Annotated in this window: 23 protein-coding genes; 3 read left to right on the top strand and 20 right to left on the bottom strand. The window is 49.2% G+C overall.

Annotated features, from left to right (window positions below):
* Nucleotides 1-28 precede the first annotated feature (28 nt).
* Nucleotides 29-1,771, bottom strand: a complete 1,743-nt coding sequence (gene rho / locus ACZ5ZV_RS00295; protein ID WP_464119225.1) for a transcription termination factor Rho — start codon at nucleotides 1,769-1,771, stop codon at nucleotides 29-31.
* 368 nt (nucleotides 1,772-2,139) lie between these two features.
* Here rho and ACZ5ZV_RS00290 point away from each other — a divergent pair, with 368 nt between their 5' ends.
* A complete protein-coding gene (locus ACZ5ZV_RS00290; protein ID WP_464119224.1) occupies nucleotides 2,140-2,508 on the top strand; it encodes a PilZ domain-containing protein in 369 nt (122 codons plus the stop codon).
* A gap of 76 nt (nucleotides 2,509-2,584) precedes the next feature.
* Here the strand turns inward: ACZ5ZV_RS00290 and ACZ5ZV_RS00285 are convergent, their stop codons facing one another.
* The 6 genes from ACZ5ZV_RS00285 to gatC form a co-directional block, all read right to left on the bottom strand.
* Nucleotides 2,585-3,943 (bottom strand): LPXTG cell wall anchor domain-containing protein, encoded by a 1,359-nt coding sequence (locus tag ACZ5ZV_RS00285; RefSeq protein ID WP_464119223.1) that lies wholly within the window; start codon nucleotides 3,941-3,943, stop codon nucleotides 2,585-2,587.
* 114 nt (nucleotides 3,944-4,057) lie between these two features.
* The gene (locus tag ACZ5ZV_RS00280) at nucleotides 4,058-4,525 is read right to left on the bottom strand and encodes a DUF192 domain-containing protein (protein ID WP_464119222.1); all 468 of its coding nucleotides are present in this window, start codon (nucleotides 4,523-4,525) and stop codon (nucleotides 4,058-4,060) included.
* Complete coding sequence (locus ACZ5ZV_RS00275) at nucleotides 4,491-5,405, bottom strand: Ppx/GppA phosphatase family protein (protein ID WP_464119221.1); 915 nt, start codon at nucleotides 5,403-5,405, stop codon at nucleotides 4,491-4,493. Before ACZ5ZV_RS00275 ends, ACZ5ZV_RS00280 begins: the two co-directional genes overlap by 35 nt.
* A 12-nt stretch (nucleotides 5,406-5,417) precedes the next feature.
* Nucleotides 5,418-6,851 (bottom strand): Asp-tRNA(Asn)/Glu-tRNA(Gln) amidotransferase subunit GatB, encoded by a 1,434-nt coding sequence (gene gatB, locus ACZ5ZV_RS00270; protein WP_464119220.1) that lies wholly within the window; start codon nucleotides 6,849-6,851, stop codon nucleotides 5,418-5,420.
* Nucleotides 6,841-8,316 (bottom strand): Asp-tRNA(Asn)/Glu-tRNA(Gln) amidotransferase subunit GatA, encoded by a 1,476-nt coding sequence (gatA, locus tag ACZ5ZV_RS00265; RefSeq protein WP_464119219.1) that lies wholly within the window; start codon nucleotides 8,314-8,316, stop codon nucleotides 6,841-6,843. The genes gatB and gatA overlap by 11 nt, the downstream gene beginning before the upstream one ends.
* Nucleotides 8,317-8,324: 8 nt before the next feature.
* On the bottom strand, nucleotides 8,325-8,606 hold the full coding sequence (gene gatC / locus ACZ5ZV_RS00260; protein ID WP_464119218.1) for an Asp-tRNA(Asn)/Glu-tRNA(Gln) amidotransferase subunit GatC: 282 nt from the start codon (nucleotides 8,604-8,606) through the stop codon (nucleotides 8,325-8,327).
* A 113-nt stretch (nucleotides 8,607-8,719) separates the two neighbouring features.
* Here gatC and ligA point away from each other — a divergent pair, with 113 nt between their 5' ends.
* A complete protein-coding gene (gene ligA / locus ACZ5ZV_RS00255) occupies nucleotides 8,720-10,717 on the top strand; it encodes an NAD-dependent DNA ligase LigA (RefSeq protein WP_464119217.1) in 1,998 nt (665 codons plus the stop codon).
* A gap of 72 nt (nucleotides 10,718-10,789) precedes the next feature.
* Here the strand turns inward: ligA and ACZ5ZV_RS00250 are convergent, their stop codons facing one another.
* Together ACZ5ZV_RS00250 and ACZ5ZV_RS00245 are read right to left on the bottom strand one after the other, a co-directional pair.
* Nucleotides 10,790-10,984 carry a histone-like protein gene (locus ACZ5ZV_RS00250; protein WP_011162677.1) on the bottom strand — a complete coding sequence of 65 codons (195 nt, stop codon included), beginning with the start codon at nucleotides 10,982-10,984 and terminating at the stop codon, nucleotides 10,790-10,792.
* Nucleotides 10,985-11,072: 88 nt separating this feature from the next.
* Nucleotides 11,073-12,539 (bottom strand): metallophosphoesterase, encoded by a 1,467-nt coding sequence (locus ACZ5ZV_RS00245; RefSeq protein ID WP_464119216.1) that lies wholly within the window; start codon nucleotides 12,537-12,539, stop codon nucleotides 11,073-11,075.
* A gap of 30 nt (nucleotides 12,540-12,569) precedes the next feature.
* On the opposite strand from ACZ5ZV_RS00245, the gene murD reads away from it, so the two are divergent.
* A complete protein-coding gene (gene murD, locus ACZ5ZV_RS00240) occupies nucleotides 12,570-13,871 on the top strand; it encodes a UDP-N-acetylmuramoyl-L-alanine--D-glutamate ligase (RefSeq protein WP_464119215.1) in 1,302 nt (433 codons plus the stop codon).
* Here the strand turns inward: murD and ACZ5ZV_RS00235 are convergent, their stop codons facing one another.
* The 11 genes from ACZ5ZV_RS00235 to ACZ5ZV_RS00185 all read right to left on the bottom strand — a co-directional run bounded on the left by ACZ5ZV_RS00235 (nucleotide 13,872) and on the right by ACZ5ZV_RS00185 (nucleotide 24,204).
* Entirely contained in the window at nucleotides 13,872-15,905 is a 2,034-nt protein-coding gene (locus ACZ5ZV_RS00235) for a hypothetical protein (RefSeq protein ID WP_464119214.1), read from the bottom strand. It abuts the gene before it with no gap.
* Between the two features lie 133 nt (nucleotides 15,906-16,038).
* Entirely contained in the window at nucleotides 16,039-16,479 is a 441-nt protein-coding gene (locus ACZ5ZV_RS00230; protein ID WP_464119213.1) for a hypothetical protein, read from the bottom strand.
* The gene (fsa, locus tag ACZ5ZV_RS00225) at nucleotides 16,479-17,126 is read right to left on the bottom strand and encodes a fructose-6-phosphate aldolase (protein WP_464119212.1); all 648 of its coding nucleotides are present in this window, start codon (nucleotides 17,124-17,126) and stop codon (nucleotides 16,479-16,481) included. Before fsa ends, ACZ5ZV_RS00230 begins: the two co-directional genes overlap by 1 nt.
* 60 nt (nucleotides 17,127-17,186) lie before the next feature.
* A complete protein-coding gene (locus ACZ5ZV_RS00220; RefSeq protein ID WP_464119210.1) occupies nucleotides 17,187-17,696 on the bottom strand; it encodes a hypothetical protein in 510 nt (169 codons plus the stop codon).
* Nucleotides 17,693-18,379 (bottom strand): 4-hydroxy-tetrahydrodipicolinate reductase, encoded by a 687-nt coding sequence (locus tag ACZ5ZV_RS00215; protein ID WP_464119209.1) that lies wholly within the window; start codon nucleotides 18,377-18,379, stop codon nucleotides 17,693-17,695. Before ACZ5ZV_RS00215 ends, ACZ5ZV_RS00220 begins: the two co-directional genes overlap by 4 nt.
* Complete coding sequence (dapA, locus tag ACZ5ZV_RS00210) at nucleotides 18,376-19,257, bottom strand: 4-hydroxy-tetrahydrodipicolinate synthase (protein WP_464119208.1); 882 nt, start codon at nucleotides 19,255-19,257, stop codon at nucleotides 18,376-18,378. The genes ACZ5ZV_RS00215 and dapA overlap by 4 nt, the downstream gene beginning before the upstream one ends.
* Entirely contained in the window at nucleotides 19,254-20,111 is an 858-nt protein-coding gene (dapF, locus tag ACZ5ZV_RS00205) for a diaminopimelate epimerase (RefSeq protein WP_464119207.1), read from the bottom strand. Before dapF ends, dapA begins: the two co-directional genes overlap by 4 nt.
* Complete coding sequence (locus tag ACZ5ZV_RS00200) at nucleotides 20,108-20,299, bottom strand: hypothetical protein (protein WP_464119206.1); 192 nt, start codon at nucleotides 20,297-20,299, stop codon at nucleotides 20,108-20,110. Before ACZ5ZV_RS00200 ends, dapF begins: the two co-directional genes overlap by 4 nt.
* Nucleotides 20,283-21,149, bottom strand: a complete 867-nt coding sequence (locus ACZ5ZV_RS00195) for a tetratricopeptide repeat protein (RefSeq protein ID WP_464119205.1) — start codon at nucleotides 21,147-21,149, stop codon at nucleotides 20,283-20,285. The genes ACZ5ZV_RS00200 and ACZ5ZV_RS00195 overlap by 17 nt, the downstream gene beginning before the upstream one ends.
* A 4-nt stretch (nucleotides 21,150-21,153) precedes the next feature.
* Nucleotides 21,154-21,726: a hypothetical protein gene (locus tag ACZ5ZV_RS00190; protein WP_464119204.1), complete on the bottom strand. Its 573-nt coding sequence runs from the start codon at nucleotides 21,724-21,726 to the stop codon at nucleotides 21,154-21,156.
* 72 nt (nucleotides 21,727-21,798) lie between these two features.
* Nucleotides 21,799-24,204, bottom strand: coding sequence for a DNA translocase FtsK (locus tag ACZ5ZV_RS00185; RefSeq protein ID WP_464119202.1), 2,406 nt, complete (start codon nucleotides 24,202-24,204; stop codon nucleotides 21,799-21,801).
* Nucleotides 24,205-24,229: the final 25 nt, after the last annotated feature.

Below are 24,229 nucleotides of genomic sequence, written 5' to 3'. Positions count from 1 at the left end.
ATCTCTAATTTCCAGGGCTAAGCAATGCTTAGCCTGGTCCGGACATGGCTTTCAAGAAGTCCGTATTGGTTTTTGTGCCTTCCACTTTGTCGATCAGGAATTCCATCGCATCGACAACGTTCATAGGTGCCAATACTTTTCTCAGGATCCACAGACGATTCAGATCAGCTTTATCAACCAACAAATCTTCCTTACGAGTGCCGGACTTATTGATGTCCATGCACGGGAAGATACGTTTTTCCATCAGCTTGCGATCCAAGTGGATCTCGGCGTTACCAGTACCTTTAAACTCCTCGAAGATAACCTCATCCATACGGGAACCCGTATCGATCAAGGCTGTGGCGATGATCGTCAAAGATCCGCCTTCTTCGATGTTACGAGCCGCACCGAAGAAACGTTTTGGTTTATGAAGGGCGTTGGAATCCACACCACCAGACAAGATTTTTCCAGATGGAGGAACAACGGTGTTGTATGCACGCGCCAGACGAGTGATGGAATCCAGCAGGATCACCACGTCGTGTTTGTGCTCAACCAGACGTTTTGCTTTTTCAATAACCATCTCTGCAACCTGAACGTGACGAGTTGGTGGCTCATCGAACGTGGACGATACAACTTCACCTTTTACAGTACGTTGCATATCAGTCACCTCTTCCGGACGTTCATCGATCAGAAGAACGATCAATTTTACTTCCGGATGATTGTGTGTGATCGCATTGGCAATTTGCTGCATCAGAACTGTCTTACCAGTTCTTGGCGGCGCCACGATCAAAGCACGCTGACCTTTACCCAGCGGAGCCATCAAATCCACAACACGCGTGGTGTATTCACCAGGGCTGTGTTCCAGTTTCAGACGCTCGTTTGGATAAAGCGGTGTTAAGTTGTCGAAAAGGATTTTGTCCTTGCCGTTTTCAGTGGTCTCGAAGTTCAAAGAGTCCACTTTCAATAGTGCAAAGTAACGTTCGCCATCTTTGGGTGGACGGACAGTTCCTGTCACCGTGTCACCGGTTCTTAGGCCGAAACGACGGATCTGGGACGGAGAAACGTAGATATCATCCGGACCCGGAAGATAGTTGTAATCCGGAGAACGCAAGAAGCCATAACCGTCTGGAAGGATTTCCAGAACGCCAGAACCATAAATGTCCTGACCCAGTTTCGCGGCACGTTTCAGAATTTCGAAGATCATATCCTGACGGCGAAGACCGGCAGCGTTTTCGATTTTCAGTTTATTTGCAAGCTCTGTCAGCTGCGTGATGTTTTTTGATTTCAAGTCCTTGGAGGACAACCAGCTCTTTTCCTCATCGGTCAAAGAGATGTCGGCCAAATCCACATCCTGCGTTTGTGCCGATTGTGTGGAGTGAGCGTCGTCAGCCATTGGTTGGCCTTCGTCGCGATTGCGATCGCCTCTGAAGTCGCGGCGTTGATTGGCGTTACGGTCATGACGATGACCCCCGCGATCACCCCTGTCCCCACGGTCGTTGCGATCACCACGATCATTACGATCACGGTTGTCACGATTGTGTGGGCGGAATTCACGGCGTTGATTGTTTTGCTGGGGTCTGTCTTGGCGCGCTTCTGGAGCGGCAGCTTGTTGAGCAGCTGCAGGAGGTGGTGTGGTGGCAGAAGTGGCTGGGGCGGCCGGTGCCGCTTCAACTGCAGGGGCTGGAGATGCCTCTGCAGGAGTCGGAATCGAGGTGTCTTCAGACGCACTCTTTGTTGTACGAGTACGTTTTTTTACCACCTCAACGCCTTGTTGATCTTTAGGTTCAGACAAACAAATTCTCCTTGTAGGATTTTAATCAGAAAAAAGAGCGATAATTAAATGGGAGCAGATCCGATTGGATTTGTGCTTACGTTATGAACACACTGTCCTAGAGGCGCCCCCTGCTTGTCAACCGGAAAACCTGTTTCAAACTGAAACGAAGGCCCCAGAAAACAGGAATATATTCATGATGTCTTAAGCTTAGACGATTTTTCAGTTTTATAAAAATGAAGCTATTTCAGGTGTTTAAATATGAGCCTGAGACGTCCAGTTTTCAAAAAATTAACCTTATTTTTAAAAAATGGGGTTCTTGGGCTATTAATTTTTGGTTTGTAATACCGAAAGGATAGTATCCAAGATTTAAGCACAAGGAGTCTAACGTGGAGGACACTTATAAAGTTCGGGCACCAAGAACCCCTCTTAACCTAGAGGTCTCTTTCAAGCGTAATTACGCGCGCGAAGAAACTAAAGGCACGCTTAAGAATATCAGCATCACTGGAGCCTTTTTGGAGTTTGAGGGCGGAGAAGTTCGCGCCAATGAAAAATTAAACCTGGTCATCGTCGTGGCCGGTCGTGAAAGAAAAATCGCGGCCAATGTCATCTGGACCAACTCCGTGGGGGTCGGCGTAAAGTTTATGCCGGTCAATAACCGCGATGTTCAGATTGTGGACGACCTGATCTATTTCGTGGAGAACTCACGCAACGACCGTCGTTCCGTGATGGATACTATCTTCAAAAAAGTCGGCTGATCACAGAGTCACAGATACAAAAACAAAAAAAGAGCGAGTATGAACTCGCTCTTTTTTATTTTCCACCGACCCCGGATTAAGTTCCGACGTGAGTGTTGTCCATAGCTTGTTGTTCAAGCTCTTTTTGTTTTCTTTTCTTTCTCATCACGATCAGCACAGCCAAACCTGCCGCCGCCAGACCCACAACAGCCAAAGCCATTGTTGTGTCATTATCCATACCCGTTGGAGCCTCTTCAGCCACTTGCGGCGCCGGAGGATTGATGGCTTCAACCGGTGGTGGTGGTGGTGGTGGTGGCGCCATTTCCTGAGCCATATCCGGTGGCGGAGGCGGAGGAGCCATTTCGCCAGCCTGATCCATTGGAGGTGGAGGTGGGATGTCCATCTGCGCCTGTTGAGCCATTGGATCTTCAGGCATTGGCGGAGCTGGAATCTCTTCCTGCATTGCAGGCGGAGCCTGCTCTGGCATCGCAGCCGCTACTTCCTGATGCTGTTGAGGAGCGGGAGCTGCAGCCACTGCGCCACCTCTCCAGTAACGAAGTTCTGTTCCCTCTGCTATCTCACCTTTGGAATCCACAGAGTTGGAAGCCCAAACTTCTTTCCACGCATTATCATAACCCAGAAGAGTCTTGGAAATTTTTCTGATATTGTCGCCAGCTTTTGCCACATATGTTTCAGGAGCCAGACCGTTGTCTTCATAGTAAGTGATCATACGGGCCGAATCATCCGGACGGTGTGGGGAGTTGTAATAAACTTTGTCTCCAGGACGCACATCACGTGAATGATAAGTTGGATTTCCTTTTTTCAACTCAGCTCTTTTATCCGTGCCGTAGATCATCTGGCTGATGCTCTTAAGCGTGTCGCCAGGACGGGCAAAGTAAACTGTATTAAACCAAGTGCCGCCGGCTTTCCATGGCGTCGTTGCGACTTTCTGCAAAGGAACGTTGGCTTTTTTCGGAGCTTCCGAAGGGGCTGAATCAACAACAGTTGTGGAGGAGTCACTGACTGAGGAGCTTTCAAACACTGAACTGGATGTTTCAGACTGTGCTACAGATGTGGAAGTTTCAACAGGTTCTGGAGTTGTGGCTGTTGTTGTGGTTGATTCCGCGAAAGGATCTGCCGGAAGAGTTTCTGTCGTTGTAGCGACATCTGTTTGTTCCGTTGTCGCCTCACTGTCGGCAACCGTAGTTTCAGTTGTTGTGGTCGTGGTTTCCGTCGTGGTGGTTGTTTCACCCAGAGCGTCTTCAGGAAGTTGATCACTGGCCAGGGAATCATCGCCCGCGACCTCAAGAGCCTCATCACCTTCCAGCTTCTCAAGGTCAGCAGAGTCAAAATCAGCAGCTACTTCAGAGTCTGCTTGGCTATCCTTAGACGTACAGCTTGTTACTTGGAATGCCAGACCGAGGCACGCTAGTAAGACAACGAGTTTTTTCATCATGTATTCATCCTTGATTGATGCCACGAAACATACTGTTTCAGTTAAGCGTTATTAACAATCTAATGCACAAGATCGAAGGCTTGCAAATACTAAGAAATTCACTGGACTTTCGATCTAGTGAATTTTCAGTTTCGTTCCCAGCTTTATCTTATTCTTATCGAACCAACCTGCGTTCATTTCAAGTGCGTACTTTGCTGGTTGTGCGCTGGCATAAGAAGGCAGAGCCGAGTCCGGGACACCTTTGCCGGATTTCATCTCTTTGATATCTATCAGTTTCATTTCTGCATCGAAGTAGCCAATAGACAAATCAATCAGGGTGTTCTTCATCCAGAAAAAACGTGTCTCAGAGTTCTTAAAGAGGAAGAGCATGCCTTCATCTTCCCCCATTTTAGTCCTGAACATCAAACCGCGTTCGTGTTGATCCGGTGTCTCCGCCACCTCTACGACAAAGGTCTTGCCACCCAAAGAGATTTTCTTTTTGGAAAAATCCTTGGCAAAAGCTGATGGCACTATAAGGACAACAAGCAGACTGACCTTCGCAAAAAAATTAACGAGACCTAAGCATTTCAAGCGCCACGCCATAACGAACTCCTTTGGTAGATACCATCATCCCGTCCAGGCCCAGGGCCTCGACGACAGCCAGTAAGATGGAAGCCCCCGCAAAAATAATATCAGCTCGTCCACCGAGTTGATACTTGGTCTTTTTTTCTTCGACTGTGGTACGGGCAAACTCTTCCACCCAGTGATGCAGACGATCTTTCTTTAAGAAGTATCCATCCACTTTGGCCTCGTCAAAACCGCCCACCTCAATAGCCACCAGAGATGTCGGAGTTCCGGCCACAGCAATAATTTGATCAATGTTGTGCTTTTCCAGCTCGGGAAGAACTGTCTTCAGCTGTTCCTGAATATATGCTTCCAGGCGACGGCGATCGTCTTCCTTCACTGGTTGAGCGCTGATAAACTTCTCTGTCAGTCGCACGCCACCGATATCTAGGCTTTCCCCGAAAAGAATGTCCGAGGCCTTGCCCACAATCAGTTCTGTTGAGCCGCCCCCCACGTCCACCACCAAAGATGTCAGTTGAGGATTTTTGGCGCCTGCGGTGGCCCCTTGATAGGTGATACGGGCTTCATCTTCGCCGGGGATGATCTCAATCGGAATGCCCAGCTCTTCACCAATACGGAAGAGCTCCTGACCGTTGCGCGCATCACGTGCGGCTGATGTCGCCATCGCCAGAACCTGATCAACACTTTCAGTGTCAATTTCCTTCTTGAATTCCGTCAGACACTTTCGCGCCCTTGCCAAGGCATCAGGATGAAACTCGCCCGTTTGACCAACACCTTGACCTAACCGCACCACCTGAACAAGATCCCGATGCACTTTGCGAATACCGTTTTCATCACCATCAGCAATCAGACACAAAAATGTGTTCGTTCCCAGATCAAGAGCAGCAACCTTCTTCATTCCTTTTCCTATCTACTTTAACTTTTCCTGCAGAATCTTATTAACCATATCCGGATTTGCCTGCCCCTTGGAAGCCTTCATAACGGCCCCCACGAAGAAACCAAAAAGATTCTTCTTTTTGCCCGAACGGTGGTCCTCAACCACCTGAGGGTTGGCTGCCAGAACTTCATCGACAATTTTTTCAATGGCCGCCGGATCAGAAATCTGCACCAGACCTTTTTCTTTAATCACAACTTCAGGGTCTTTGCCGGTATCCCACATTTCCTGAAAGACAGTCTTGGCTATCTTTCCAGAGATAGTTCCTTTATCAATCAACGCAATCATGCGCCCCAACTGGGCTGGCTTGATCGGGGAGTCCTTGATATTTTTCCCTGCGCTGTTGAGCTCACGCATCAGCTCCGTCATAATCCAATTTGACGAAGCTTTAAAGTTCTTCGCTTCCCTGGCGGTTTCTTCATAATAGTCCGCCACATCTTTTTCCATGGTCAGAACCGAGGCGTCGTAGGCCGGCAGGGCATGTTCCGTTGCAAATCTTTGGGCCCTTGCAATTGGCAACTCGGGAAGCTCCTGGCGGAATTTTTCAATCATGCCGTCTGTCACGATGATTGGCAGCAGATCCGGATCTGCAAAATATCGATAGTCTTGAGCATCCTCTTTACTGCGCATCGAGAACGTCCGGTTCTTATCCGGGTCCCACAGGCGGGTCTCCTGCACGATCTTTTCCCCGCGTTCAACCTCATCAATCTGCCTTTCGATTTCATATTCGATGGCTTTTTCAACGAAGCGGAACGAGTTGATATTCTTAATCTCGACACGAGTCCCAAGCTGCGGATCGCCGATCTTGCGTACGGAAACGTTGCAGTCACAGCGCAACGATCCTTCCTCAAGATTTCCGTCGCAGACATCCAGATAGCGAACAATCTGGCGAATGGTGCGTGCGTATTCGGCGGCTTCCGCCGGTGATCTGATATCAGGCCCGGAAACCACCTCCAACAAAGGAATGCCCGAGCGGTTGTAATTGATCAGTGTGTATTCACCAAAGTGTGTGGATTTGCCCGCATCTTCTTCCATGTGCGCACGCGTGATGGAAACGGTTTTTTCCTTCCCATCAACTGTGAATGTCACAGAACCATTTTCACAGAGCGGCAGATCATATTGAGAGATCTGATATCCTTTGGGTAAGTCCGGATAGAAATAGTTCTTACGGGCAAAAACAGATTTTCTTCTGATGTCACAGCCCAAAGCCAAACCCGTTTTTATGGAGTACTCAATCGCCTTGGAATTAACAACAGGCAAAGTTCCCGGCATTCCCACACTGACGGGAGAGGTATTTTCATTATCCCCAGCCTCAAAAGAAGTGGAGTCACCACAGAACATTTTTGTTTTTGTGCTGAGCTGAACGTGAATCTCTATGCCTATGACGGCTTCATAACCTCTATATGACATGGGGATTTTTACCTTTCACCGACGAAACGCCTTCTAAAGCATAAGCCACATTCAGCATCTTTTGCTCCTCGAAATGCGCCGCCGTCAGTTGCACACCGATCGGCAGCCCCTCTTTGGACATTCCAAAGGGAACACTCATCCCCGGAAGTCCCGCCAAATTTGTGGAGGTGGTAAAGATGTCATTCAAATACATCGTCAAAGGGTCCGAAATGCGCTCGCCCAGCTTAAATGCCGGCGCCGTGGTGACCGGACTTAGAATCACATCACATTGTTTGAAGGCAGACTGATATTCTTCCAGTAACAAACGGCGAACCTGACCCGCCTTGGTGTAATAAGCATCATAGTAACCACTGGACAGACAGTAGGTCCCCAGCATAATTCGACGCTTTACTTCGGCGCCGAAACCCTGCCCGCGTGTTTGGCTGTAAAACTCTGCCAGATCAACTGACGACAGATTTTTAAATTCGGCTCTGAATCCGTACTTGACCCCGTCATATCGGGACAGATTCGAAGACGCTTCACTGGCTGCGACCAGATAGTAGACTGGGACCGCATACTCGGCCAGCGGCAAAGACACTTCAACAATTTCAGCGCCGAGTTTTTTAAGCTCAGTGACGGCATTTTCCACAGTTTTTTGCACATCAGAGTCCAGACCCTGGGCGGATAAATATTCTTTGACCAGCCCGACCTTTAAGCCCTTCATATTGGCATTGAGGTTGTGACTCCAGGCGGGTACGGCTTTCTGAGAAGTGGTGCCATCCTGCGCATCAAAACCTGAAATCACTTCAAGAGTCAGGGCCGCATCCTTGACCGTGCTGACCATGGGGCCGGCCTGATCCAATGAAGACGCATAGGCGATGATGCCATAACGACTGACACGGCCATAAGTGGGCTTCACACCCACAATGCCGCAGAAGCTGGCGGGTTGGCGAATCGATCCGCCGGTGTCTGTGCCTAGTGTGCCCGCCACTAAGCGCGCCGCCTGTGCCGCCGCAGAACCACCCGATGATCCTCCTGGAACTCTTTCCAGATCCCATGGATTTCTGACAGCTCCATGAAAAGACGTTTCATTGGAGGACCCCATGGCAAACTCATCCTGATTCAATTTTCCCAGAACAACGGCACCAGCAGTTTTTAACCGAGCCACCGCCGTGGCATCATATGGCGGCACAAAGTTTTCCAGCATCTTAGAACCCGCTGTCGTCTTAAGTCCTTTGGTGCAAAACATTTCTTTGATACCAAAAGGAACTCCCGCAAGAACGCCCGCATCTTCACCTTTGGCGATGCGCGCATCAAGAAGTTCGGCTTCTTTCAATGCATTTTCATTCAGCGAGGTGAAGGCGTTGAGTTTTCCATTCAGCGAATCGATGCGACTTTGAAAGTGCGTTGTGACTTCTTTGGCGCTGATCTGTTTGCTCTTCACAGCCTCGGCAATTTCGGACAGGGTGGCAAAAGTTAAATCCATAACGTTCCTTAAACTACCGGTGGCACCTGGAAAAGGTTTCCTGATTTTGCTGGCGCGTTGTTTGTCATCTCTTCAGCAGAGAAGTCCTGTTTTACGACGTCTTCCCGCCAATAGGATTCAATTTCTGTGGGTGTAATCAGGGGCTCAACACCGGCCGTGTTGACCTTGGATATCTTTTCAAAATGCCCTAGGGCTTTCGCCAGCTGGGTGCTGTATTCCAGCGCCTCCTGTTCAGTCACATGAAGTCGGGCCAGTTTGGCAATATGCTCAATGGTTTCTTTATCGATCATTTGAAAAACTCCTTGAGATGGCACATACAAGCTATCTTAAACGGCAACACACGTCACTCTTGGGACGTGCAATTTCTTGGTGACTGGACCTTCAATCATGGTACAAAGAGGGCATGTCCAAGAAACGCCACGAAGAGCTTAAGAAGATCATCTCCGAACACGACCATAGCTATCATGTTCTTGATAAGCCCACCATTACGGATTTTGAATACGACAAACTCTTTTCCGAGCTGTTAGAGCTTGAGAAAACAGAGAAAGGTCTGGACCTGGCGGATTCTCCCTCTCAACGAGTGGGTGGAAGCATTTTAGAGGGGTTTGAAAAAGCCCCGCATCGTCTGCCCATGCTTTCTTTGGCGAATAGTTATTCCCCCGAGGACATCTTTGATTTTGATGAACGCATAAAAAAATTTCTCAATACCGACGAGCCCATAGAATACCTCTGCGAACTGAAATTCGATGGACTGTCCATGGAGCTGATCTATGAAAATGGTCACTTCGTCAGGGCGATCACACGCGGTGATGGTTCCGTGGGCGAAGACGTCACCCAGAACATCAAAACCATCAAAAGTATTCCATTAAAATTACGTCATAAAGATCCGCCGGCTCTTTTTGAGGTTCGCGGAGAGGTTCTGATGTTCAAGCAGGACTTTGCCAAGCTCAATGAAATGCAGCAGGAGAATGGCCAGCAGACGTTTGCCAATCCTCGCAACGCCGCCGCGGGAACAGTTCGTCAATTGGACTCAAAAATTGCAGCCTCCCGTCCTTTGCGGTTCTTTGGATATGCCCTGGGAGCCACCGATGGGGTTGCTTTTGAAACACAAAAAGAGATCCAAGAGTACTTCGCTGCACACGGCATACCGACAACTCTGAAATACAAGGAAGACCTTCTGCGGGTTGCAAAAGGACCTGAAGAGGTGGTCGAGTACTATCACCACATCGAGAAGGTTCGGCCCACTCTGCCTTTTGATATCGATGGCGTCGTTATCAAGGTCAACTCTCTGAGATTGCAAGAGGACTTGGGACTTGTCGCACGCAGCCCTCGATGGGCCACGGCCGCCAAGTTTAAACCTGAACAGGCTTTGACGACCATTGAAAATATCGTGGTGCAAGTTGGTCGCACAGGGGCGCTGACCCCCGTGGCGATCATGAAGCCCGTCAAAGTCGGCGGCGTCACCATCACCAACGCCACCTTACACAATCAAGACGAGATCACCCGTAAAGATATTCACATCGGGGACACGGTGGTTATCCAACGTGCCGGGGATGTCATCCCTGAAGTTGTCGAGGTTGTGAAGGACAAACGCCCCAAGGGAAGCACGCTGTTCTTGATTCCTGAAAATTGTCCTGCCTGCGGCTCCAAGGCGGTGAAGGCCGAGGGTGAGGTCGTTACCCGCTGTGTGAATCCACTTTGTATCGCCATGGTCAAAGAATCACTGAAACACTTTGTGGCTCGACGTGCGATGAATATCGACAAAGTCGGTGACCGTTTGATTGAGACTCTGGTCGATAATAAACTGCTTTCCAGCTTTTCAGACTTCTATCGCCTGTCCAAAGAAAACATCCTGTCTTTGGATCGCCAGGGCGATAAGTCCGCAGAGAACATCATCAAATCCATCGAAGCCAGCAAACATCCAACACTGGCACGATTCATCTTTGCCCTGGGAATTCGTTTCGTCGGAGAGCAGACCGGAAAACATCTGGCCGATCACTTCCTGACTATTGAAAAGTTCCTTGGCGCCAGTGAGGAAGAGCTGCTTCTGGTGCCAGAGATCGGCCCTAAAGTGGCAAAGTCCATTCGTGATTGGACCTCCAATCAACGTTTGGTGGATGATGTCCATGCCATGATCAAGTTGGGAGTGAAGATCGCAGAACCCCTGCGCTCTCAAGAGGGGGCTTTGTCCGGAATGAGCTTCCTGATCACTGGAACGTTGCCCGTGAAGCGGGATGATGCCAAAGACCTGATTGAAAAGAATGGCGGAAAGATTCTCAGCTCTGTTTCCTCTAAGCTGAACTACTTGGTGGTGGGTGATGATCCCGGCTCTAAAGTTGAAAAAGCTCAAACTCTGGGCGTAAAAATCATCTCTTGGGACGACTTGCAGAAAATGATCTAAGCACCAAAAAACAAAAACCCACGGTTACAAGCCGTGGGTTTTATAAGCGCCTTGCAAAGGCTTTTGACCGAATTAAAGGTGGTCAATAACGATGTCACGCGCCATAACAGTCTTACGACCGTCAGCTTTTGCGCTTTCAACACCTTTTAGGCAAAGTTGCTCAATTGCCTTACTGAGTACGTCGATAGTCTCAGCAGATGTGTTCATTTGACCTTTTTCTTTGATAAGTTTTTTTACTTTGCTTGTAACTACAAGTACTTCTGCCATGATATACCTCTCCATCCATGTTTAAACGAACAATAAAAGGTTTGCATAGGGTCCTGGGATTGACAATATGAAATCTTCTTGCGCCGCACTAATTTACAGAGCGGCCCGGGTTCAATAAGAGCTCTGACTTTCCATCGACGAACTTGAAAAGCTCTGCCTGCCTTGTCCCACTTTCACCTGGGGATATCCATACAAAAGTTTTTTGATCCAATGGCTTTGTACATTCAACATCCAGGAATGCGGGGGACCAGCAGCCACTATTTAAGTGTTCGACCGAACCGATGATCTCATGCCGGGTGTGGTGTGTGTGTCCATAAACTATTCGATTCACCTTGGTGATTGCACTGGTCATTGCCAGCACACGGTCGTCGGGCTCTTTGTACCCAGACACCAAAGATGTAACTGACTTACTATAAAACAAGAAGAATGGCAGAAGCAGAAACAACGGAATGAAAGCCCAGAAGAAGGAGATTTCATAGATTGAGCGAACAACCACCATCAGCTGAAAGATCAGATAGAACGCGACAAAAATAATAAACGCACGATCCAGCCACAGCTCTCTTGCCAATAAAAAGGGATTGCTGGCAGCCGGGGCCACAAAGAGTTCTTTCAGTTCGCGAACCATCCGCGGCTCTGCATTTGCTTTTTCAGCAATGAAGGCCACTCGATCTTCGATCTTCAGCGGATTACGTATCGGGGCCGCCAGGCGATCAAAGAACGAATGCAGCAAAGTCACCACCGAACCCCAGAACCACGTCAACACCAGCCCGGGTTGAGCCCGCAACATATACTTTAGGAAGAAGCGAATATACTCCGGAATCGACATGATGTAGTTGCTGTCCACGTGGGGGTTAAAAAATCCCATACCATTCATTAGATAACGGCAGGCCAGATTTCCGAATGGGAGCTTGAGCGACACAAAGTTATAACCCCGAACATAAGGATTGATCGGGTCTTCACACATGCAATACGGATCGTATTGATTGCCATGCTCAATCAAGGTGTCCTGGTTGCTGATGTAGAACCATTCCACAAAACGCACCTGCATCTTTTTGTCTTCTGGCAAAGCCAAGTGCTTATAAACTTCCGCCTGCACTTCCGTGAAATGCAACTCGAGGTCATGATTGCCAATAACAAACACAGCCCGATTCCCACGCAAAATAAATTCCCGTAAAGCACGAACCCACTCGGCGTGATCTTGCAGAATGACTTCAATTTTGTAACGGGACCGCTCTTCGATCGGGAAAAGTCCCCGATGCTTCTCCAGCCAGCTCATGTGGAACACGGGTTCATCAGGCAGCTTTAATACACTGTCAAAGTCGAAAATATCCCCATTCAGCACCAGCTCCACCGGAGCCCCTTGAGCCCGTTCTTCGCAATGCTTTAGGAAAGACTCAAAAACATCGTCAAAGAAAAACTGACGTGTCTTAAACTTCTTCCACAGTGGAAAACGCAGGTTGACCGGTTCGGCTTCGCACAAATGCAGATCACTGATGATTGCCGTATGCGAGGCTGTTTTAAAATCAGGAAAGGGTCTTGAAAAAAAAGTGGGCAAAGCTGCCTCCCACGATCTATGATCGTGCAGATGAAAGAATTTATCAAGAACCTGAAGACTCCAATTGCAATTGTCGGCATGGGTAAAAGTGGTGAAGCCGCTCGACGCCTGCTGCTTCTGGCGGGATATGCCCCAGAAACCATTCTTACTTTCGACGGCAAACTAGAGTCTGCTCACTTTCGTGATCCACAGGCTCTTATGTCGCAAGGCGCACCACGCACTTTGGTGGTTTCTCCCGGGGTACCGCTGGCTTCACCATGGATACAGGAAGCTCGCACCAAAGGTATTGCCATAACCAGCGAAATTTCGTTGGCCTGCGCCACACTGGAAAACGAAAAACTTATCGGTATCACGGGATCTGTTGGCAAAAGTACCACCGTATCCATACTGGGCGCTGGCTTGCATGCCTTTTCCAAAACGGGTTTTGTGGGGGGCAATCTAGGGACACCCTTTGCCGACTATGCCGCCGATGTTCTGGAAAAAAAACGTCCTCGTGCTGACTGGATTATACTTGAGCTTTCCAGCTATCAGTTGGAAAACTGCGAGGGTCTGGAATTGGATTATTCCGCCATCACGTACTTCACTTCGAACCACCTTGAGCGATATGAAAACCTAGAGCACTACTATCAGACAAAGTGGAAGATCCTTTCTTTGACGAAAAATGTGCTTTTATTGAATCGCGAAGGTGGCGATCTTGTGGAGTACTTCAACAAGAATGGCTCTTCCCAGCAGATTCAGGTCATTTCCCGTCAGGATCCATCTTTACAAGCCCTGCATCTGGAGCAGGCTGAACTGATTGGACAACACAACCAGGACAACCTGGCGCTGGCAAGCTCACTGGCGCTGGCCGCTGGATGGCCAGCGACGGCCATTGCGGGCATGAAGGCGTTCAAGGGGCTTGCCCATCGCCTTGAAAGCGTCGGCACTGTCAAAGGTGTGCGCTTTATCAATGACAGCAAAGCCACGGCCATGGACAGCGTTCTGATTGCCGTCACCGCAGCTCATGACACTCTTCAGTCCGCGGGCAAACTATGGGTTCTTCTTGGTGGCCGCGACAAGAACCTTCCCTGGCAGGATCTAAAACCGCTGGAGGCCCTGCAAAACACAGAGTTTGTTTTCTTCGGCGAATGCCGTCAAACGGCTCAAGCCAAGTCAACCTTGCCGGGAAAATCTTTCGTCAGCATGCAAGACGCCATGGAGTTCATCCTGTCGCAGGTAAAACCCGCCGACACAGTATTGTTAAGCCCTGGGGGCACCAGTCTTGATGCCTTTAAGTCCTTTGAAGATCGCGGAGATGTCTTTAAAGCGATTGTGCGGGATTTCGCACGATAGTTATTCTCTGAAGTTCAAAACAGATAGCGTGTTCGGATCCACAGGAAGAACACGCGAATAGATTTTCTGAGTTCTCTCGCCAACGACAACTACTTCATGAATATCTTCAGGGACGTTGTAGATAATAAAGCCGCCGCCAGCGATCCCTTTTCCATTCTGCAGAATGCGACCTTGCATATCAAAGTACACTATCTGACGTGGATTGATATTGTCGTAGGCGGCCAGATACACCTCGAAGTTTTCATCCGGGACAAAACCTACGATCACGCCTGCTGATGGCAAATCATCAATCTTCAGATAGTTCTTAATCGCACTCAACCACGACCAGTGAACAACTGGAGCGTGCACGAACTCATCGTTGTCGTTATAGACATAACGAGCTGCCACGTAATCTGCACCCTCGGGCTGAACACGCATCAGACCGTAACGCTTCAGATTCGGCAGTGTGACTGTTGCGACCCCTGTAACCTGCAGTTCTTCAGAAAGACTTTGCATAGTCACAAGACCCGTCACAGGTTCACCTGTGAAAGCATCGTAAACCCTTAACGGCACGGATTCATTTTTAATCGTAGCGGCAATATCACCCTGAGCAACTGAGCCTTCTTCCACAACCACGTTCTGGTAGCCGAGAATCACATCCGCTCGAGTCGCCAGAAGGGAATGGAATCCGGGGGAAGCATCGACAAAAGCAAACAGACCGTTTTCACTGGTGGCCTGCAGACTTGGATCAGGAAGCATAAATTGATTGAAGTAAACCGGCACCAAGCTTTGATCAGATTCCACCTGCACTTCGATACCTGCCAGGGTCTTGCCATCCAAAGTCACTTTACCCCAAATGACTGTTGGAGCCCCATCAAATGACATCTGCCTTTGCTGAGAAAGAATGTCCTGCAAAGCCTGAATCATCGTATTTGGATAAAGGGGAGTCTTAAATTCCGAACCGGAAACTACAATTGCCGCCGTCTGCATGTGAGAAGGGGCTGCGGCTCGCATCACCGTGGTGGAACCACGGGTGACGTTGTCCATCGCCACGGCTCCATCTTTTCTGGGGGCGACTTCTTTAGCACCTTTTACAAAGGTCACAAGTGTTTTTGCCGGGGCTGCATCATCCGGTCGCGGGTTGTAGGCGCTTGTCACAATACCCGCAAAGTCAGGATGCGGTTGGATGCGGATCTTGGGTCCCTGCAGAGTATTCTGTCCCACGGACGCAACCCGGTTCAGGCGGAAGCTGCCTTCACCCAAAGTCTTACCTTCTTTATCCACCAGCTTGGCGACAATAGATCCGGTCACATCCTCGACCTCAATATTATATTGTCCCTGCACCAGATTCACACGACCCAGTTCTTTCAGGACACCTTCGTCACTGCGACGGATCTCGATATGGTGCTCGTTGGTCACTGCAAGTCCGCCAGTGATTTCCAACGGCCCAGAGATGGTCCGAATTCCAGCCGGCTTTTCTTCCACCAATCCATAGGAAGGCAAGTTCGGATCTTCCCCGGTAGAATCGTTCTTAGGTGCTACATAGACATCTGCTTTGGGGACTGACGTTTTGGCGCGCCCCTTCGAGTCGATTCCCGCAACATACACTTTCGAATTTGCTACGCCTGTTTCGGCTGTGATCCCGGACTTCTGCAGGACTTCCCGAGCCATGTCCGACCAGGTTGGTTGGCTCCAATCCTGAGACAACACTTCATTTTTTTGCTGGGCCACCTGCAGGCGTCTGGCTTGCGCAGCAGGAAGTTCATTTATCCACTGCGAAGGATCGCTGTCGATGGTTCCTGGAGTCTGTGCTGATTGCGAGGCAACAAATCTTTCCGGCGTTTTCTGAATGACCATTTCGGTCAGCTCGATCTTCTTGGCAAAAAGAGGAGCAGAGGATTTTTCCGACGCCAGATTCAGTGGTTTGATTTTTTCGATGCGGACCCATTCCGAAAGTTGCCTCTCGGATTCCAGCATCTCTTCAAACGCAATGTGTGGTGGTGAATTTTTCTGAGCCTTGATGACAAGTGCATCGTAAATAGGAATGAACTTCAAGCCACCTGTGGGGCTTGACCAGTATAAGCATCCAGCAAATACGGTCAGCGGTATCAACAACCGCTTCAGTCGCAGTCCTTGCAACAGTCACCTCATTATAAGAATAGTCACTTCTGACTAGTCTTTATCGTATTTAGAAGGAACGGAAGTCGTCAATCACGTTGCGACTGTCGCGACTTTGGTTAAGCGTCTGGCGCAGCTTTTCCGCGATGGGAGCGGCTCTGTCGTCATCGCGGTCAAGGAGGTCAAAACCTCCTTCTTCATTACGACCTTCGACCAGAACCTGCACTTGCACATCATAAGGACGGCGATCGCCCAGAATTGTGACGTGCGTATAATATCTTTCTTTGGCCATATCCATCTTCTCGATATTGCTGCCTTTTTTGTCGTAATAGCGGGACGTCATTTCGCGCCCGTTCTGGCTTACCGTGCGAGGCTCACCAATCACAGACATGACCACACGACGTGTCTCGCTGAGGTTCAGGGGCGTTTCACGTAGAATCACGCCCCCAGTTCGACAACTGGACAAAAGAACAGTCATTAGAAAGACAAATAACAAAGAAAGTTTGTTCATTACTTCTTCTGAGCCTTATTCCAATCGTCCATAAAGGCTTTAATACCTTTGTCGGTCAGTGGGTGATGAGTCATCTGCTGCATCACTTTAAATGGAATTGTAGCGATATCGGCACCCATTTCAGCTGCAAGTTGAATATGCATCGGGCTACGCACGCTTGCGACCAAGACTTCAGTGTCGAAATCATAGTTGCGATACATTTGGATAACCTGATCAACCATCTGCATACCTTCAACACCAATGTCGTCCAAACGACCCACAAACGGGGACACCATGGTCGCACCAGCTTTTGCAGCCAACAAGGCCTGCATTGGAGAGAACACCAACGTGACGTTGGTCTTGATCCCTTCCGCTTTCAGTTTCTTAACAGCAATCATGCCGTCTTCGCACATAGGGATTTTTACAACGACATTTGAAGCCAGCTTTGCCAGCTCTTTACCTTCGCGCACCATCTCTTCATGTTGAAGACTGATCACTTCGGCGGACACTGGACCTGAGATCTCTTTGCAGATTTCTTTGATCACTGTGTGGAAGTCTTTACCGCTTTTTGCGATCAAAGAAGGGTTTGTGGTCACACCATCAACCCAACCACGCAGGTTGGCTTGCTTGATTTCTTCAATTTCTGCCGTGTCGATAAAAAACTTCATGGGAACTCCAAGATTCTAATCAGTGATTTTAGATACTCACAATTTGTACGTTGGCTGATTTTAAAAATCAACCAGGCTTTTACCCTGAATATAAAACTCTGCCTGCTTCGCTGGTTGTGCCGTCTTGGCAATCTCACTGAGGCTCTTTTGATAGATGGGATGCTCATAAGCTCCCCAGGCCTCTGCGGCACACCGGATAATCAGCGGATCCTGATGCATCTGCGGGTATGGCAGAGTCAGGCGGGGAGACATCACAATCATGTCATCAAAAGTCAGCAGCGTCAGTTCCGCATGGCTGCGCTGAAGTAAACCCGGGGCACCCTGTTCACACTGGGATAAAACCAGATGCAGGCACTGATCCACTGATAGAGATGTCTCAAATCGCACAACAAATTCCATGCGTGCGCTCAGATCCTGACGTTCGTCGGTAAGGTAACGCTTGTAAACAGAGGAGATGGCGACGATCTCCCCACACTCTGAAAGCTTCTCCAATAGTCTTTTGGCTTTTTCGACCCCGCCGACAAGATCCAAAGTCAGATAAATCAGCGCGATATGCCGCTTGGAATTCATTTCTTCTTCCCGAAAAGAACATCGCGGATCTGATAAAGGCCTGGCTTCTGTTTTACCAGCCATTCCGCCGCCTGGACGGCTCCTTTGGCGAACACCGTGCGATTTAAAGCCGTGTGTTCGAAGGTCAAAACCTCTTCGTCACTCATCGCGAAAATCTTATGAACCCCGAACACACCACCCCCACGAATGGCCAAAGCGTCTGGCAGTTTTTTGCCAACCGCTTTTTCCAGATTCTCCTGAAGAGTGATCGCCGTTCCTGAAGGACGGTCTTTCTTGCGATTGTGGTGAATTTCTTCAATTTGAAAGTCAAAATGTGAAATAGCCGACAGAGACTTTAAAGCCTCGTTCAGTACCGCCACACCCAGGCTCATATTTGAAGACCACAGAACAGGGATCTTCGCGCTGTACTTTTGCAGAAGATCCTTTTCTTTTTTTGAAAAACCCGTCGTGCCGCAGACAACAGGGGTTCTGTGCTCGGCCGCTTTTTTTAAGACATCCTTCAAGGCCTCTGGAGACGAAAAATCAATCCACACATCCACAGTCGAAGCTTTCTTTTCATCCCACTTTTCACCCCGCAAGGGGGCATAGACCAGATCGCACCGAGGATTTGCCTCGATAACAGCGGATATTTCCTTGCCCATTCTGCCGGCGGACCCGAACAGTCCGATTTTGATTTTTTTCACAGAAGACCCACTTTTTTCATTTCTGCACGCAAGGCCTCGGTGTGTTCCGGCGCCAGCTCAACCAGCGGCAATCGAAGCTCTGCAGATTCAATCAGACCCAAAAGCTGAACAGCTTTTTTAACCGGGATGGGATTTGCTTCCACAAACAGAAGATTGATCAGGTCATTGTACTTCGCAATATCCGCGCGAGCTTTTTCGATAGCGCCCTCAGATACCCACTTCTTCCACTGCACCATTTGGGCAGGGATCACGTGCGTTGCAACCGAGATCACACCATGACCACCGACACCCAGGAACTCCACGTAGGTTCCATCATCACCGGAAAGCATCACAAAGTCCTTCCCGCAGGCAGCAATCAGCTCTTTGGCAACATCGATTTTTCCCGTGGCATCCTTGATGCCGATAACTCCCGCGACCTTGGATAGATCACGAGTGGTTTCTGCGGATAAAGAAGTGATCGTTCTTCCCGGGACATTGTATAAGATCGTCGGAATCTTGACTGAACTGGCCACCGCCTTAAAGTGTTCATACAAACCCCGCTGCGGAGGTTTGTTGTAGTACGGAACAACAACCAGGATTGCATCAGCCCCCAGTTCTTCCGCTTTGCGTGAATCTTCAATCGTTTGCGCCGTGCTGTTCGAACCCGTTCCCATAATCAAAGGAACGTTGTTTCCACAGACTGAACGCAGGTGCTGCAACAGCTCTGCTTTTTCCTGTCCTGTCAGCGTCGGACTTTCCGCCGTTGTCCCATTGACGACGAAACCGTCAATGCCGTTTTGCAATTGGTGCTTCACCAGCTTATCCAACGACGCAAAGTCTATTTTGCCATTTTTAAATGGCGTAATCAGCGCCGTGAAAGTTCCTTTGAAATTTTTCATCCCACCACCTCAAGATTATATTTAAAATCACCAATAAACACGGCATCGCCCTCCATCAGTGGATGGGGGTCGCCCGCGATGAAGCTGACAAACATCACTCCACCAGGCATCTGCACTTCAACGCGGGATTCTTTGGTTTGTTGCGAATACACAAAGGCAGCGGCCACCGCGCCGGTCCCGCAGGCCAGAGTGTAATCCTCAACGCCACGCTCGAAAGTCACGGCACGAATTTTCGCAACAGATTCTTCGGCATAAAAAGTGACATTGGCCCCCGCAGGCTGCAAGTCATGATGCGAACGTGCTTCACGCGCCATATCCTTCAGCGCAACGGTGTCAGAGAAAGCGTGGATCTTCTGAACCAGATGAGGGACGCCGGTGTTCACCAAAGCAAACGTCTCCGTCGAACTGGATTTGGTTTTTAGTTCAATCTGCTCCTGAATGAATCGTGCCTCAGGCATACGAACGCGGACACGAGTGTCCCCAAGAACATGGGCTGTCACCAGACCCGCACCGGTTTTAAAGCGTAAGGCCCCCGTGGGACTGCCGCCCAGGTTTTCATAACAAAAACGGGCCGCACAGCGTGCAGCATTGCCGCACATTTCTGCGGTTGATCCGTCATTGTTGAAGAAGTCCCAGTTGTAATCAAATCCCTCAGATCCTGATTCAATCAAAAGAAAGCCGTCCGTTCCCACGCCCAGAACCCGGTCACAGACCAGCTTCGCAAATTGAGCCCGGGTCATCTTCAGATGGCTTTCAATGTCCTTCCAGATCGAACCATCGCGAGCATCCACCAAAGCGAAGGTGTTACCCGCGCCAGACATCTTCGTGATCGTGATTGGCAAAAAGGCACTCATGGCTGTCCAGCCTCTGAATCCTTGGACTTCTTTTTAACGGGAGTTGGGGATGTGGAATCTTTGAAAGTCGGCTCACCGCGCCCCAAAGGCGCCGGATTCAGCGGAGGAAGAGGGCGTCCTTTCACTCCGCAACCGAACATCGCTAGTGAAAGAGCTGCCAAAATGATCGTTTTATTCAGATGTTCCATGGATCCCCTTCAAATCGCCTTCCACCTCGGTGATACGGCGACAAAGCATGGGGTCTATCATATACTGTCTATACTGGTTCGCTGAAATGTTTTTGCAGGTCATCACGTATTTCTGAGCTTCCTCAGTATTGGGGCTCTTCTGCATCTGACTGACCTTCCAGATCCAATAGAAAGACTCAGGATATTTATCATCAGCCTTCTTTAATAGAGCCAAGGACTCCTGAGCTTTGACAGGGCTGTTGAGCTCCAGATACTTCTGCACTTCCAGGGCATACCAGAATTTCTGCTGGGGACTCTTTTTAACTGCCACTGAGTCGATAACTTTCTGATATTCAACCCATTTCGACTGGCAGGCCAATGCCTGAGCCTGGGTCAATTTCAGCTCTTCATCAAAAGGGACCACCAAAAGCTGCTTTCTAACAGTCTCAAGACCACCTTTGCAGTCTCCTTTTGCGATCATCAGACGTGAAAGTTCGTTCACGATCGGGAAGTTATCAGGCTCGATACGAGCGGCCTCAGCCACCTTGTCCAGAGCTTGATTGATCTCGGACTTACGCAAGGACACGCCGGTCTCAAAAAGTTGCTGAGCCTTGTCACTGAAGAAGATGTTGGAAACCTCATTCACTGTCTTTTTCAGTTCACTGACAGCCTGAGGACGGGTTTCTCTTTGAATCGCGCTGGACAGAATATTGAGCGCCTGTTGGCGATCGCGCTGCAGACTCAAGTTGTAGGCTTTTTCAATAATGTCTTTATAGGTCTCAGACTTGGGAGCTTTGGCCTGAGCAAAAACGAAAGGGCTGGAAAGAGTAAGAGCCGCTAAGACAGCGGCTCTTAAGAACTTCAACTTCATTGAACTATTTCTTTTGGAAAGACTTCAAAGCAACAGTCACGTTACCGAACTGGCTTGGAGCCACTTGTTTCAAAAGACCGGACATTGGGATTTGCTGTGGGTTGATCCAAGCATTGATCTCAGAGTTGTCTTCTTTGTTTTTCAAACGAGCGTGGATGCAATCGAAAGTACCTGCTGGAACAGTGATACGATCTTCTTTAACTTCAATTACTTCTACGTCTTGTTTAGGTACTTGTTGTTCTTTACCGTTCACCAACAACTTTTTAGTTTCGCCAGTGTTTGGATCGATCAACATTTCCATTTTTTGCTTACCAGCAAAACCAAGATCCACATCCTGATTCAACCAGATGCCATCAGCTCCGATGGATTTTACAGACATGATCATGGAACCTTTGATGAAACCCATGTCCACGCTGTAGTCAGCTCTGTCGCCAACTTTCCAGTCCAAACCGGTTGTCTGAGCTTGCTCCAGAATACCAGGCATTTGTGCCTGAACCAGAACGTCCGTTACAGATGGTGCTGCAACTGCATTAACAGAGAACGCCAAACCTAGGGCCGCAATAATAGCCTTGAACATAAATTCCTCCTTGAATGGTTATATGGTCTCCTAATGAGACCACGACCAAGGGTGGTGCAGTCAAGGCTCTATTTATTGTTCTCTGTAACTACTCACCAGAACTTGACGCGGCTTGCTGCCGTTCGCTGGGCCGACGACGCCTTCTTTTTCGAAGATCTCAATCATGCGTGCTGCTCGCGGATATCCGAGTCTGAATTTGCGCTGAATTAAAGACGCAGAGATTTCTTTCTGCTCAGAAGCCCACGACAGAATTTCATCGTATCTCTCATCGTACTCTTCTTCACCAAAGCCACCACCGTCGCCGCCGCCAGCTTCACCGCCATCCCCCCCAGCAAATCCATCCAGCGCTTTCATGGCCAGAGGATCGTATTCAGGTTCTGCTTGAGATGCCCAGTGTTTTACAACATTGCCAATTTCACCATCAGACAAATAAGGACCGTGGTGACGGGTCGGCTTACCAACACCTGGTGCCTGGAACAACATATCCCCATTCGGAAGCAAGCGTTCCGCACCCGAGTCATCAATGATGATTCGCGAGTCCATCTTAGAAGCCACCTTCAGGGCCACGCGGCCCGGGATGTTTGTTTTAATCAAACCCGTCACGACGTCTTTACGCGGAGACTGGGTCGCCAGAATCAAGTGGATACCGCAGGCGCGCGCTTTTTGTGTCAAACGCTGGATCGGCTCTTCGATGTTTTGTTTTTCCACGATCATCAAGTCTGCCAACTCGTCTACCACGATCACGATATAAGGAAGTGGCTGATAGTAGTACTGATCCAGCTTCGCTTTGCCTTCTTCCAGCTCCAGGTTGATCTTTTCATGCTCTTCAACTTCAGCCTTGGAAAGGTTGCCGGTTTTTTCGTTGAACGCCTCAATTTTACCAACACCGAATTTGGACAAAGACTTATAACGCTTTTCCATTTCACGCACAGCCCACTTCAGTGCTGTTGCCGCCTTCTTCGGCTCGGTCACGTGTGGTAGCACCAGATGCGGAACAGTGGAGAACGGCGCCAGGTCGACCATCTTCGGGTCAATCAAAACCAAACGAAGTGTTTTAGGGGAGTGACGGAACAAAAGCCCCGTGATGATAGAACCCACAAACACCGACTTACCCGACCCCGTTGTACCGGCAATCAGCAAATGCGGCATCTTTCTTAGATCCACCACCTTCGGCTCTCCATCCACCGCACGGCCCACGGCCATCGGCAGCGCCAGGTCTTCGCTCCAGAACTGATCCTCGGCAATCAGGTCTTTGTAATAAACGGTTTCACGCTTCAGGTTCGCGGTTTCGATACCAACCACATCCGTGCCCGGAATGTGACCCACCACACGCACAGATTCTGAAGATAGGGCCAAAGACAGGTCATCTTCCAGCTCCGAAATCTTCGAAATTTTCACATCGGCATTGGGCTTAAATTCATACATGGTCACCAAAGGACCCGGCTTGGCATCCTGAATGGTTCCTTCGATCGAGAAGTTTTTCAGCTTCTCAACCAAAGAGTCGGCTTTGCGCTGAATCTCGGCCTTGTCAATCTTGATACGGGACGCTGGAGGGTCTTCCAGCAGCGCCAGTTTCGGCATATCCCAGTTTTCAATACGACGAGGCGGCTTGGCCTTCATCACAACTTTGCGCTTCTGTGCCAGACGAACCGCAGGAACCTCTTCTTCCTCTTCTTCGTCAGACTCCTCGGAATCCTCTTCGTCAGATTCTTCTTCGTCTTCTTCTTCGGCGGCGGCCAGAAGTTCTTCCAGCTCTTCGTCCTCTTCTTCTTCCTCGGCGTCTTTTTCTACGAACTTCTTGTCGGAAAGAGGGAAAATGCTCTTGGCTTTGGTTTCTTTGGCATCAGATTTTTTAGATTTTCCTTTTTTACCTTCCTGCACAAACATTCCAGAGAAGAATGCCGCCACCTTATCCATGACTTTCTTTTTCTTCATGGAGGCCAGAAGTCCCTGTGGAACTTCGGCAAGCTCTTGCAGTGTTTTTTCAGAATAGAAGACCACCAACACGGCCATCAGTGACCACAGGATGACCTGCACACCCACAGAGTTAAAGGCCCCCATCAAAGCCTGAGAAACGCCCAGACCCAATAAGCCGCCTAAATAGATTTGCCCCTGGAAAATCTTGGTGTTCGGCAAATACAGCGAGAATAGAGCGGCCACATTCACTATCAGCAGAAAGGCCCAGACAAAACGAATGTTTTTAAGGTTCAGGGACTCACCTTTGAAAGCAGCATAGGCAATTTTGACAAAACAGGCCACGACCACCCAGGCTGCCAGGCCCATGCCCTGATACAACATATCGGCAAGGAAACTGCCCACAATTCCGCAATAATTTACAGCTTTTAGCCCTTGCCCTATGGAATTTAGGGAGGGGTCTAGGGGGTTGTAGCTAATCAGGGAAAGAGCAAAGAACAGCCCTAAACCCAAAAAGCCTATTGCAATGACGTCCTGTCGAAACTTTTTAAGGAATTGGTTCATTTAAAAAATTTACGAAATTCCCAGC

This window comes from Bdellovibrio sp. HAGR004, from assembly GCF_055397015.1.
Note: the sequence above shows the minus strand (reverse complement) of the source record. Positions and strands in the feature narration are given on the sequence as shown.

What these genes read in the sequence shown, in the direction of transcription:
- dapA (WP_464119208.1), bottom strand. Translation starts at nt 19,257, where the DNA reads ATGAAAAATTTCAAAGGAACTTTCACGGCGCTGATTACGCCATTTAAA.
- ACZ5ZV_RS00250 (WP_011162677.1), bottom strand. Translation starts at nt 10,984, where the DNA reads ATGGCAGAAGTACTTGTAGTTACAAGCAAAGTAAAAAAACTTATCAAA.
- gatB (WP_464119220.1), bottom strand. Translation starts at nt 6,851, where the DNA reads ATGTCATATAGAGGTTATGAAGCCGTCATAGGCATAGAGATTCACGTT.
- ACZ5ZV_RS00185 (WP_464119202.1), bottom strand. Translation starts at nt 24,204, where the DNA reads ATGAACCAATTCCTTAAAAAGTTTCGACAGGACGTCATTGCAATAGGC.
- ligA (WP_464119217.1), top strand. Translation starts at nt 8,720, where the DNA reads ATGTCCAAGAAACGCCACGAAGAGCTTAAGAAGATCATCTCCGAACAC.
- murD (WP_464119215.1), top strand. Translation starts at nt 12,570, where the DNA reads ATGAAAGAATTTATCAAGAACCTGAAGACTCCAATTGCAATTGTCGGC.
- fsa (WP_464119212.1), bottom strand. Translation starts at nt 17,126, where the DNA reads ATGAAGTTTTTTATCGACACGGCAGAAATTGAAGAAATCAAGCAAGCC.
- ACZ5ZV_RS00275 (WP_464119221.1), bottom strand. Translation starts at nt 5,405, where the DNA reads ATGAAGAAGGTTGCTGCTCTTGATCTGGGAACGAACACATTTTTGTGT.
- gatA (WP_464119219.1), bottom strand. Translation starts at nt 8,316, where the DNA reads ATGGATTTAACTTTTGCCACCCTGTCCGAAATTGCCGAGGCTGTGAAG.
- ACZ5ZV_RS00190 (WP_464119204.1), bottom strand. Translation starts at nt 21,726, where the DNA reads ATGTTCAAGGCTATTATTGCGGCCCTAGGTTTGGCGTTCTCTGTTAAT.
- ACZ5ZV_RS00200 (WP_464119206.1), bottom strand. Translation starts at nt 20,299, where the DNA reads ATGGAACATCTGAATAAAACGATCATTTTGGCAGCTCTTTCACTAGCG.
- ACZ5ZV_RS00220 (WP_464119210.1), bottom strand. Translation starts at nt 17,696, where the DNA reads ATGAATTCCAAGCGGCATATCGCGCTGATTTATCTGACTTTGGATCTT.
- ACZ5ZV_RS00285 (WP_464119223.1), bottom strand. Translation starts at nt 3,943, where the DNA reads ATGATGAAAAAACTCGTTGTCTTACTAGCGTGCCTCGGTCTGGCATTC.
- ACZ5ZV_RS00195 (WP_464119205.1), bottom strand. Translation starts at nt 21,149, where the DNA reads ATGAAGTTGAAGTTCTTAAGAGCCGCTGTCTTAGCGGCTCTTACTCTT.
- gatC (WP_464119218.1), bottom strand. Translation starts at nt 8,606, where the DNA reads ATGATCGATAAAGAAACCATTGAGCATATTGCCAAACTGGCCCGACTT.
- dapF (WP_464119207.1), bottom strand. Translation starts at nt 20,111, where the DNA reads ATGAGTGCCTTTTTGCCAATCACGATCACGAAGATGTCTGGCGCGGGT.
- ACZ5ZV_RS00280 (WP_464119222.1), bottom strand. Translation starts at nt 4,525, where the DNA reads ATGGCGTGGCGCTTGAAATGCTTAGGTCTCGTTAATTTTTTTGCGAAG.
- ACZ5ZV_RS00230 (WP_464119213.1), bottom strand. Translation starts at nt 16,479, where the DNA reads ATGAACAAACTTTCTTTGTTATTTGTCTTTCTAATGACTGTTCTTTTG.